General features: G+C 65.3%; 13 protein-coding genes. 6 read left to right on the top strand and 7 right to left on the bottom strand.

Features of this window, described 5'->3' with window-relative positions; genetic code table 11:
* Positions 1 to 66 precede the first annotated feature (66 nt).
* The 3 genes from LB519_RS30645 (at position 67) to LB519_RS30635 (ending at position 4220) form a co-directional block, all read left to right on the top strand.
* On the top strand, positions 67 to 1635 hold the full coding sequence (locus LB519_RS30645) for a sugar ABC transporter ATP-binding protein (protein WP_224621903.1): 1569 nt from the start codon (positions 67 to 69) through the stop codon (positions 1633 to 1635).
* Complete coding sequence (locus tag LB519_RS30640; protein ID WP_013530576.1) at positions 1632 to 2648, top strand: ABC transporter permease; 1017 nt, start codon at positions 1632 to 1634, stop codon at positions 2646 to 2648. The genes LB519_RS30645 and LB519_RS30640 overlap by 4 nt, the downstream gene beginning before the upstream one ends.
* Before the next feature lie 282 nt (positions 2649 to 2930).
* Complete coding sequence (locus tag LB519_RS30635) at positions 2931 to 4220, top strand: hypothetical protein (RefSeq protein WP_224621902.1); 1290 nt, start codon at positions 2931 to 2933, stop codon at positions 4218 to 4220.
* Between the two features lie 27 nt (positions 4221 to 4247).
* Here the strand turns inward: LB519_RS30635 and LB519_RS30630 are convergent, their stop codons facing one another.
* From LB519_RS30630 to LB519_RS30615, 4 genes are all read right to left on the bottom strand, one after another.
* A complete protein-coding gene (locus LB519_RS30630) occupies positions 4248 to 4817 on the bottom strand; it encodes a hypothetical protein (RefSeq protein ID WP_013530578.1) in 570 nt (189 codons plus the stop codon).
* Positions 4814 to 5443 (bottom strand): hypothetical protein, encoded by a 630-nt coding sequence (locus LB519_RS30625; RefSeq protein WP_224621901.1) that lies wholly within the window; start codon positions 5441 to 5443, stop codon positions 4814 to 4816. The genes LB519_RS30630 and LB519_RS30625 overlap by 4 nt, the downstream gene beginning before the upstream one ends.
* On the bottom strand, positions 5440 to 6021 hold the full coding sequence (locus tag LB519_RS30620; RefSeq protein WP_064993997.1) for a hypothetical protein: 582 nt from the start codon (positions 6019 to 6021) through the stop codon (positions 5440 to 5442). Before LB519_RS30620 ends, LB519_RS30625 begins: the two co-directional genes overlap by 4 nt.
* A gap of 91 nt (positions 6022 to 6112) precedes the next feature.
* The gene (locus tag LB519_RS30615; protein WP_224621900.1) at positions 6113 to 6481 is read right to left on the bottom strand and encodes a hypothetical protein; all 369 of its coding nucleotides are present in this window, start codon (positions 6479 to 6481) and stop codon (positions 6113 to 6115) included.
* Positions 6482 to 6668: 187 nt separating this feature from the next.
* Here LB519_RS30615 and LB519_RS30610 point away from each other — a divergent pair, with 187 nt between their 5' ends.
* Positions 6669 to 6971 (top strand): hypothetical protein, encoded by a 303-nt coding sequence (locus LB519_RS30610; RefSeq protein ID WP_224621899.1) that lies wholly within the window; start codon positions 6669 to 6671, stop codon positions 6969 to 6971.
* Between the two features lie 64 nt (positions 6972 to 7035).
* Here the strand turns inward: LB519_RS30610 and LB519_RS30605 are convergent, their stop codons facing one another.
* Complete coding sequence (locus tag LB519_RS30605) at positions 7036 to 7740, bottom strand: XRE family transcriptional regulator (RefSeq protein WP_013530583.1); 705 nt, start codon at positions 7738 to 7740, stop codon at positions 7036 to 7038.
* Positions 7741 to 7949: 209 nt separating this feature from the next.
* On the opposite strand from LB519_RS30605, the gene LB519_RS30600 reads away from it, so the two are divergent.
* Both LB519_RS30600 and LB519_RS30595 read left to right on the top strand, forming a co-directional pair.
* Entirely contained in the window at positions 7950 to 8219 is a 270-nt protein-coding gene (locus tag LB519_RS30600) for a hypothetical protein (RefSeq protein WP_224621898.1), read from the top strand.
* 112 nt (positions 8220 to 8331) lie between these two features.
* Complete coding sequence (locus LB519_RS30595) at positions 8332 to 9000, top strand: GcrA cell cycle regulator (RefSeq protein WP_224621897.1); 669 nt, start codon at positions 8332 to 8334, stop codon at positions 8998 to 9000.
* A gap of 249 nt (positions 9001 to 9249) precedes the next feature.
* Here LB519_RS30595 and LB519_RS30590 read toward each other — a convergent pair whose 3' ends face one another.
* Both LB519_RS30590 and LB519_RS30585 read right to left on the bottom strand, forming a co-directional pair.
* Entirely contained in the window at positions 9250 to 9612 is a 363-nt protein-coding gene (locus tag LB519_RS30590; protein ID WP_027160844.1) for a DUF982 domain-containing protein, read from the bottom strand.
* 54 nt (positions 9613 to 9666) lie between these two features.
* On the bottom strand, positions 9667 to 9948 hold the full coding sequence (locus tag LB519_RS30585; RefSeq protein ID WP_013530587.1) for a DUF982 domain-containing protein: 282 nt from the start codon (positions 9946 to 9948) through the stop codon (positions 9667 to 9669).
* Positions 9949 to 10196: the final 248 nt, after the last annotated feature.

Genomic DNA, 10196 nt, shown 5'->3' with positions numbered 1-10196 from the left:
CCGGCAGGACAGAGGGGGGCGTTCAAGCGCTGACAGGCGACATCAACTGCATGGAAGGAGCCACCCTTGCCGCCAGCCGCTGAAGCCGCCTCGCCCGAACCCATCCTGCTTGCCGTCGAAGGCATCACCAAGCATTTCTCGGGCGTCACCGCGCTCAGCGATGTCTCGCTCGATATCCGCCCCGGCGAGATCCTCGGCCTGCTGGGCGAAAACGGCGCCGGCAAATCGACGCTCTTGAAAATCGTGTCGGGTGTGATGCCGCCATCGGGCGGCCGCATCACTTTCGACGGTGCCGATTATCATCCCTCCAGCCCGCAGGATGCCAAGCGGCTTGGCATCGTCACCATCTATCAGGAACTGAGCCTGATCCCGACGCTGACCGTGGCGGAGAACATTTTCATCGGCCGCGCGCCGATCGGCCCGCTCGGGCTGGTGAGTTGGCGCAAGATGGAGGAAGATTCCCGCACGATCATCGCCCGCGTCGGTCTCTCCATAGACCCGATGACGCCGGTCTCGGCATTGTCGGTGGCCGAGCAGCAACTGGTCGAGATTGCTCGGGCGCTGTCGCTGGAAAGCCGGCTGATCATCATGGACGAGCCGACCTCGGCGCTGACCGAGACCGAGGTGCAGCGGCTGCTGTCGATCATGGACCGGCTGCGCAAGGACAAGGTCGCCATCATGTTCGTCACCCACCGGCTGGAGGAAGCGTCCGCCATATGCGATCGCATGACGGTGCTGCGCGACGGCAGGCTTGCCGGCCACCTTAACCGTGAAGGCGGGCCGATCGCGCTGCCCAAAATCATCGAGAAGATGGTCGGCCGCGCGGCGTCCGAGCTCTACGCCCGGCCGGCGCAACGCGCGGTGGCCGGCGATGTCGTGCTGTCGGTGCGCGGCCTGCGCACCGTGCGCGACCCCGAGGCGCCGCACGCCATCGTGCTCGACGGCGTCGACATAGACCTCAAGGCCGGTGAAATCCTCGGCGTTGCCGGGCTTGTCGGCTCAGGCCGCACCGAACTGGCGCGCGCTATCTTCGGCGCCGACCGCATCGCGGCCGGCACCATCACGCTCGACGGCAAGCCGATCGCCCCGTCATCACCCGCGGACGCCATTGCGCTCGGCATCGGCCTGGTGCCGGAGGACCGCAAGCACCAGGCGATCTTTGCCGCGCTGGGCATCCTGCCGAATTTCTCCATCGCTTCGCTGGGCAGCTTCAGCAACGGTTTCGGCTTCATGGCCGAGCGGCGCGAGCGCGATGCGCTGTCCGGGTTTCGAAAGATGCTGTCGATCCGCATGGCTTCGGCCGAGCAGGCGATCGAGGGCCTGTCGGGCGGCAACCAGCAAAAGGTGATCCTGGCGCGCTGGCTCGCGCGCGATCCGAAAGTGCTGATCGTCGACGAGCCGACGCGCGGCGTCGATGTCGGCGCCAAGACCGAGGTGCACCAGATCCTGGTGCAGCTTGCGGCGCGCGGCATTGCGGTGATGATGATCTCGTCCGAGCTGCCCGAGGTGCTGGCGGTGTCGGACCGCATCGTCACCATGCGCCGCGGACGCATCACCGGCCAGATGCCGGGCGTCGAAGCAAACGAGGAAAGACTGATGGAACTGATGGCACTCGACCGCAAGGAGACACTATGAGCGTGGCGGGGGAGCAGGATCAGCGCGGCGGCATCAACTTCGCGCGGCTTTTGATGAGCTTCGGGCCGCTGCTGTTCCTGGTGGCGCTGATCATCGTCTTCACGGTGCTGAAGCCGAGCTTCATGGACCCGATCAACCTGTTCAACATCACAAGGCAGATCTCGATCACCGGGCTGATCGCGCTCGGCATGACCTTCGTCATCCTTACCGCCGGCATCGACCTGTCGGTCGGCTCGCTGCTCGCCTTCTGCGGCATGGTCGCCGCCGTGGTCGCCAAGGGCGGCACGGCCAACACGCTGTCGCTGTCGACGAGCGGCACGCAAGGGTTCGGCTGGTTCGCCGCGCTGCTGGCCGCCATCATCGTCGGAGCCGCTGCCGGCGGCGTGCAGGGGCTTGTCATCACCCGGCTGAAAGTGCCGCCCTTCGTCGTCACGCTGGGCGGGCTGACGGTGTTTCGCGGGCTGACGCTGACCATCTCCAATGGCGGCCCGATCTCGGGCTTCGACGCCTCGATGCGCTGGTTCGGCACCGGGCTGATCGGCCCGGTGCCGGTGCCGGCGCTGATCTTCGCGGCGGCCGCCATCCTGTGCCACATCGTGCTGCGCTACACGCGCTATGGCCGCGCCGTCTATGCCGTCGGCGGTAATGCGGAAGCAGCGCGGCTGTCGGGCCTGCGCGTCGACCGCATCCTGGTCTCGGTCTACGTCATTGTCGGCTTCTTCGCCGGGCTCGCGGCCTTCGTGCTGTCGGCCAGGCTGAACTCCTCGGAAGCGGTGGCGGGCATCGGCTACGAACTAACCGTCATTTCGGCCGTCGTCATCGGCGGGACCTCGCTGTTCGGCGGCATCGGCTCGGTCGGCGGCACGGTGGTGGGCGCGGCGCTGATCGGCGTGCTGCAGAACGGGCTGCAGTTCAACAATGTCTCGTCCTACACGCAAAGCATCGTCATCGGGCTCATCCTGATCCTGGCGGTGGCGTTTGATCGGTGGCTGAAGTCGAGGGTAAGAAGGTGAGGGGCGAAGGGAGATGTTAACGCCCAGGCGCCCCCCTCTGTCCTGCCGGACACCTCCCTCAAGGGGGGAGATCGGATGTCATGACTGCTTTCGCTAATTTTCAACGTTGAAGAGAAAGCGGCGAGGACGAAGCTGCTGATCTCCCCACTTGAGGGGGAGATGTCCGGCAGGACAGAGGGGGCGCCTCGCTCTGCCCCCTGGCAGGAGACCCCACCCCATTCCTTGCAAAACAATCATGCTTTGCTAGAAAGGTTTTGGCGGGTGGCATCGTGAGAGAACCTCATGTTTGCCGATATCATCAGACCGATCACCCTAGGTTTTTCGCTGCTGCGGCGGTTCTGGCCGCAGCTCATGGCACTCGTGCTGGCCGGCGTGATGGTCGGCGATCTCCTCATGCTGCTGGCGGCGAAGGTGGCGCTGGCCAATCACTTCGCCGGGTTGGCGATGCTGACGCTGGTGGCGCTGGCGCAGCTGGTGGTGACGGTGGCAATGTTCCACGTGCTGCGCCCCGGCCTGCCGCATGTGGTGGCCGCGCAGCGCGGCGCCGACAAGGCCGCAACCACCGAGACGCAAACGAAGCCGGGTGCCGAGGCTGACCGGCGCGGCTCGCGGCTGGTGCGGATGATCACCATCGCGCTTCTGCCGTTCTTCGCCTATTATGCCGCCTGGGGATTTCTGGGCGACATCGTGCGGCAGTATTCGCGCGAAACACTCGACCAGGCCGATTTCGGCCAGAGCGCTGATGTGCTCGACGTGCTCGATTCACGCTGGCTGCTGATCTCCGTGGCGGTGTCCTGGCTGATCCGTCGGCTGGCCAAATTCATGCAGGCTAAGACAGGTGCCGAGTCGTTCTGGCAGATCGTGGTGGTGATCTGCGAGACCAACTGGATTTTCGTCGGTCTCTACGTGATCAGCCGCTGGAAGGATTCGGCGCTGCAATGGCTGATGAGCCGCAATTTCTGGTCGGCCCTGCAGGCATCGGTGGACGGGCTGGCAAACCCGGTGCCGATGGCCTCGGCCGCGCCCATGGTGCCGGTCGAGATCTCCTCGATCGCGCCGTCGACGGCTGCGATCAACCTGTTCTTCTTCATGCTCCTGCCGCTGATCTGGCTGGTGATGGCGGCGCTGATCTACGGCTATGACGTGCGCGACGATGCTGCCCTGATGCGCGTGCACGGCCGGCTGGAGCGTGCCGGCCAGCGCTATGCCGGCCTGCCGAAATTCCTGCGCGATTTCGTCGAGCATTTCATCGCCGGGTACCGCTCGCGCTATCTGCCGATCGCCAACGGCGTGCGGCTGACGGTCAGCGCCAGCCTGGTGCTGTTGTGCACGCTGGTGGTCGGCTACCGGTTGCTCGACTGGGGCGCGGCCTGGCTGTGGCTCGGCGCGACGCGGCTGATCGGTCCACACGAGCTCGATATCTGGCAGATTTTTTCGCATGCCGTGACGCTGCTCTTCGGCAGCCCGTTCCAGGATTCCTCCACCGGCATCCTGATCGAGCCGCTGCGCATATGCTTTCTCGCCGCCGTGCTGGAGACGGCGTTTTCGATGGCGAAGCGGGCGGGGAAATGAGCTTTCTTTACGGGGAGAAGGATGCTGTCACTTCGGCGGCCGCTGAAAACGCAGGAACCAGGGGCGCTCGCTGCCCAGGCCAATGGCTGGGCGGATGGTCTCGATGGCATCCTCGGGCACGATGAAGGTCTCGCCGACGCTGATGATTTCGCCCTTTTTGGCGCCGGAGAAGATCGCCGAGGTGCAGTTCATCACGCCGTCCGGCAGGCTGACGCCGGAGATGAAGTCGGGCAGCCAGCGGCGGCCGGCGGCGTCGGTCAGCATCACCTTGCAGCCCAGCCACTGCTTTTGCAGATCGGGATCGCCGACCGTGACGGCGAAGGTGGCGATGACGGCCAAGGCATGCTCGGGCAAGCGGCCGGCCTTGCCGCCGCGCAAATCGGCCAGCCGCCATTCGCTGCCGCCGAACGGCGCGCCTTGGCCAAACTCGACATCCCTGGCGATGAGGTCCTCGCCATGCAGCCATTCACGGATGCTCTCATAGCTGGTTTCGGCCAGCGTCAGCGGCAGCAGGATAGCGAGCGCGGCAAGACCGCGCCGTCGCCATTTTTTCTCGCCACCGCCGGCTGGGTCGATGTCGGTTGAAACCGCGCTCATGTCTTGCCCTGCCGTGTCTGGCCCTGCCGTGTCTGGCCCTGCGGCGGTGCAGGAGCGTCGAGATCGTATAGCGGCAAGACATCCGCCGGTTGACCATCGGCACCGGTCGGAACGGCATCGAGGCTGATGCGAGCCTGGGCGTCGAGCGGGCCGAACTGACGTGTGGCGATAAGCAGGCTGGCGCCTCGGATCTGGTCGGCCGGCAACTCGAAGACGAACAGGCCGCTTCTCTCCAGCCCTGGATCGACGGCATGTGGCGGCATATCCTGGCGATAGCTGAGCCGCTCCGTCTGGCGGTAGCGCAGGCCGGTCGGGCCTTGCCAGGTGCCGTCGGCGACCGTGGTGGAGGTGCTGGTGGCGGTGAGATCGGTCGTCGCCACCGCCCATAGGCCGCTGGTGGTCAGCAGCCTTTCCTGGCCGAACTGGTTGGTCTTCAGCGTGCGCGCAAAGACCACTCTGTCGAGGCGGACATCGAAGCTGCGCGCCCGCACCGTGTCGTGCATGGCGCCATCGATGGGGATCGGCGCGGTGAGTTCGGCATAATGCGGCTTCGACACCTGCATGCCGTAGCTGAGCGCCACGGTGGCGGCGACGATCAGGAGATTGCCGATGGCGCGGATCCTCATGAGCCGCTCTCGGGCAGGTCGGCGACCGGCATGGTGACGGTGCCGAGCCGATAGGAATTGAACCAGCCCGGCGTGCCGTAAAGATTGTCGCGCGGCTTGAAGATCTCGGCGGTGACGCCGAAGCTGAGATTTGCCGGCACGGCGGCGTTACCGGCAAGCGGCCAGACATAGGCCATGCGTTCGGTCATGCCGGGATGCAGTTCCGGCGTCAGCGTCGAATCGCGGGCCAGCGCGATCATCGGCGTGGAATCGGGCAGGTCGATCCCGTCCGGCTTGAAGACGTTGAAATAAGCCTTGTCGGATTGCGCCGTGCGATTGGTCAGATCGGCCTCCAGCACCAGCGCCTTCTGGCCTGGTTTCAGCGCCACGCCATAGACCTTGGCGCGGCTGACATAGGCGCGCGCGGGCTGGACCCGCCAGCGCCCGGCATCGATGGCGGCATCGGGCGGCAATTGCGGCGGGGCGTGGGCGGGCAGGGCGCCGAACGCGCCCATCAGGCCGGCGACGAGCAGGGCGGCGATGGTTCCCGCGCCGGCCGTTATCCAGGTTTGAAATTTTGAGCGGGCAGTCTTGAACATTCCAAACTATGCACGTCGAACGGTCAGCCACCCCTGCGCAGTCTAGAAAGAAAAAATGGCTGATGGAACCCGCAAATGGCTGGTCCAGTCCTCACGCCGCTTCCCTTGCCCAGAACCTGTGGCCATGGCGGCGGAAATAGCGCGCCACCAGGCGCTGCTGCTTGGCCCTGATCAGGTCGGGCAGGCGCCGCTCCTGGCGCCAGCGCGGTATGTTGCGCCAGCAGGCTATGAAGCGGGCGGCGTCCTCGATTGCCTCCTGCGCCGAGAGTGCCGGACCGATAGCGGCCAGGAACAGCGCCTCCGACGGTTTCAACTCGTCGATCACCGCCTTGCGCCTGACGTGATCCTGACGGGCGTGGGCGATGCCGCTGCGACGGATTGCTTCGAAGGCTTCAAGCAAGGCCAGGCTGTCGCCGGCGTAGCCGCAGGAACGGGCAAAATCGGCGGCAAAAGCGTCCATTATCGCTCCCGGGTCTGATGCAGTGGGCAGGTTCGTGCCCGACTCACATTTTCATACATTTATGAAAGCATAACTTAAATTACGCTAGAAGAAAAACTTCTGGGAAAGTTTGAAAACTGCGACTCGACTCCCGGCGTAAAACACAGGAATATGCGAACAAATCAGGAACAAAGACGAGGCAGGGGCGATGGCATTGCCGGGCAAGGAACCAACGATCGCGCATGTCGCCTCGATCTCGGTCGAGTGCGCCGATTGTGGCCGCAACAGGTGGTGGCGACCCGATCAGCTGAAGCGGTTCGGGGTGACGGGGAATACGCCGCTGTCCGCTCTGTCGGGCCGTATCGTCTGTTCGGCCTGCCGCGCCGACGGACTGCCGGGGACGGCGATTTCGATCCAGGCGGCGTTTGTCGACGAGCGCCAGCGCGTGCGCAGCGAAGCGCGGATGCTGAGCGACAGGGATGTGCCGCTGGAGGGATTGCGGCGGGCTTGAGTGGGTGGGTGCCAGCGCTGGTTCTTCCTTCTCCCGCAGGGGGAGAAGGAAGAGCGTCCCTTGCTCAATACCCCAGCAATTCCTTCAGCGGAATCACGCGCCAGACATGTTTGATGGCGTAGCGGTTGAAGGTCAGCGTCTTCGGCGGGTTGTACTGCTCGACGACCAGCTCGCCCGCCGTGCGCTTGACCAGCTTTTTGATGAAGGCCTTGCCGTTGCGCTCGTTTTCCTCCGGGAAGGTCTCGATCACCACATGGTCGCCCGGTACGGCGTCGCGGCCGCCGCAATAGATCAGGTCGCCGGGCTCGTAACGCGGCACCATGGAATCCGAGAGCACGTGCAGGGCGAACACCTTCGGCAGGTTGCGCACGCCCGGCGGGCGCTGGACGTAACCCGCCGGCTCGCCGTTGAAGGTGAAATCGCCATCGTCGCCACCGACAGCCGCGCCCAGCACCTCGATGTCCATCGAGCTGGCGGGTAGTGGACCCGCATCGGTGACGATCTCCGCATCGGCAACCGGTCCGGCATCGTCGAGAAACACGACCTGCCCCTGGCCCAGCGCAACCGGGTCGACGCGCAGGAAGGCGGCGGTCTTCAGCAGGTTCTCGGTCTTGGGCAGATTGCGGCCGGTTTCCCAGTTGCCGACGGCGGCGACATCGGTGTCGTTGTGCTCGGCGATGTGGCGCATGACCAGGCCGCGCTGCTTGCGCGCCTTGCGGATCGCCGCTCCGACCTTGATCGACAGTTCCGTTTTTGCCATGGCGCCCATGTGAGGGATGAAAGCCGCTCTCGTCTATGAAAGAATAGCTTGCATCTATTTTCGAGTTATGCTTATATCCGGTCATGCAAAATCTGTCCAACTTTGATGGCGCCGAGTCGCCGGCCTCACGCGAGGCGCGCCCGGCGGTCATAACCGCCCATTCCCTTTTGTCCCGGCCGTCCTCCTCCCCGGCCCGGATGAAGCCCGAGGCCCAGTGCTTGACCGCACGAGCCTCGGGTCCGGTCCGCCGCCTGTCTCCGGCGACCGGAACGGCCGGAGCCGCCGCTCCCAGCGGCTTCGGCCCCCAATTCGGCCGGCATGGCGCCGGCGCTGTTTTTGCGGCAGGCCGATCCTGCATCCGCACCGAGGACGGCACCGTCATCCTGTTCGACAGGCTGACGGGCAGGGCGGTTTCCGCCCTGGACAGAAACACGGCCGAAGCGCGGCTTCTGCACCTTGCCGGCGGGAAATCGGCCCAAGCCGGCTGAGGCTGGTCGGCTGAGAGCCGGCTCTTGAAAAACAACTGACTGCGGCCTGGCGACCGGGTCGAACCTTGACGCTGCCCGACGGCACGCGGCCGAACTTTGGATGGAGCTGGATATGGCAAGCTATAGCGACGCGGAATTGCACGAGATCGCCCGCTGGCTGAAGGATGGGTTCTCAGCCTCCAGGATTGCAGTCGCGTTCAGCGCGTTGCGCGGCAGTCCGGTGTCGCGCGACGCCATCATCGGCATCGTGCACCGCAACGCCATGCTCGGCGCGATCGGCTTTGCCAATGGCAAGGGGCCGCCGCCGCGATCCAGGCAGGCCGTGGGCAAGCGCGCTGGAAGCAAGCGGGCGAGTGGCGCGTCGGCGAAAGCGACGCCTGTCGTCGGCAAGATGGAGGGCGTGCTTGCCGCCAAGGACATCCATGCGCGTGAAGTGGCCCGGCCCAGGCGCGCGCATTCGTTCGTGCGCGAGGTGGGCGTGCTGATCGCCGACGGCGTGGCCTATCGCCTGGAGGCGCCGGCGCCGCCGCGCGCGGCCATCGGCCGGCAGCCGCATGGCGTGGCGATGCGCTTCATCGATTGCCTGTTTTCACGCTGCCGTGCGCCGCTGGATCTGACGGTGGAGGGGGATCCGGACATTTCTATTGCCGAAGAGGGGGCGCCAGGCAGCCGCCCAGGCGCCGACATGCTGTGCTGCGGCATGCGCACCGGGGCGCTGAAAAGCTATTGTAGCTACCACCAGGCGCGCTTCCAGCGCCGCGTATTTGTTGCGACGGGGTGAGGTTTGATCTCTTCTCCCCCGTTCACGGGGAGAAGGTGCCGGCAGGCGGATGAGGGGCAGCGCTGACGAGGCAGGATGGAAGCTGACATGAAATTCAAGCATCCGATTCAGATGCCACTTACCGAAGCGCTGGCGCCGCCCCTCATCGCCCTGCCGAGCGTTCGCTGTTCGAAAAGCCAAGCAATTGGCTTTTCGTCCGCTGCGCGGATCACACCTCACCCCCGTAAACGGGGAGAAAGAAGCAAAGCCCTATTTCGGCATCTGCCGGCCCTGCTTGGGCGTGCGGCTCTGCATGCTCCTTGCGTCCATCGCCATCGGCGGGTTGCCCTCGCCGACCAATATGCCGGTCACCCGGGCAAAGCCGGTAAACACCTTCATGGCGTCGGCTTCGGAAATCTGGGCGGCGATCGCCGCGCTGCAGGCGTTCAACGCGCTGCGGTAGACATGGCCGCGCCGCTCCAGCGGCCAGCGCTGAAGAAAATCGGCGGCTTCGCTGACGCTGTCGATCTCTTCGATCTCATCTTCCACCCGCACTTTGAGCGGCACTCCGGTTTTCATCGTACCCACGGCGTTCACCTTCGCTTTGCGCGCGGCTCCAGCTACCGCACCCATAAACGCGCCCCGCTGGGGGCCGGTTGCATCAATTTTTCGGGCGGCGCCCGCTCCTCACGGGCTAGCCACCGCATCCAGCCAGTCATGGGCGCGGCTTTTGGGCCTGTCGACCAGTATGTTCTGCTGCTTGGCCGCCCTGGTGAAGGCATCGAACGCGATGCGCTGGCAGCAGATGCCGTCCACGGCGAGCGTAACCAGCCGGGAAGCCTCGAGATAGCCAGGCGCTGTCTTGTCGGGCCATTGGTGGCGCAGTGCCTCGGCGGCTCCGGCCACCGAACTGACCAGCATGGTTTTGTTGTCGCAAAAGCGCACGGTAACCGGCATGAAGGCTGTCATCGGCGAACCTCCCCTTGGCATGGACGCGACATAACGTCGAAAACTCGCGCCGGTTCCATCAGCCTGGATGCCGGACGGCAGGGATGCTGGCGCGGCGGCGAAGAGGCGACGACCTACGGTTCATTGAAGGCCAACCGAGCAGCGCTCCGCTCCGCTCTGCCACCGCGTGGGGAGATGCCCGGCAGCGCCGAGGGCGCGCGAAGGATCGCCACGTGCCGGCCTCCACCACCCATCCCAACCAGGAGCCT

The sequence above is a fragment of the Mesorhizobium sp. AD1-1 genome (assembly GCF_020164655.1).
Lineage (GTDB): Bacteria > Pseudomonadota > Alphaproteobacteria > Rhizobiales > Rhizobiaceae > Mesorhizobium > Mesorhizobium ciceri.
The sequence above is the reverse complement of the archived record's forward strand: the minus strand, read 5'-3'. Positions and strand labels throughout refer to the sequence as shown.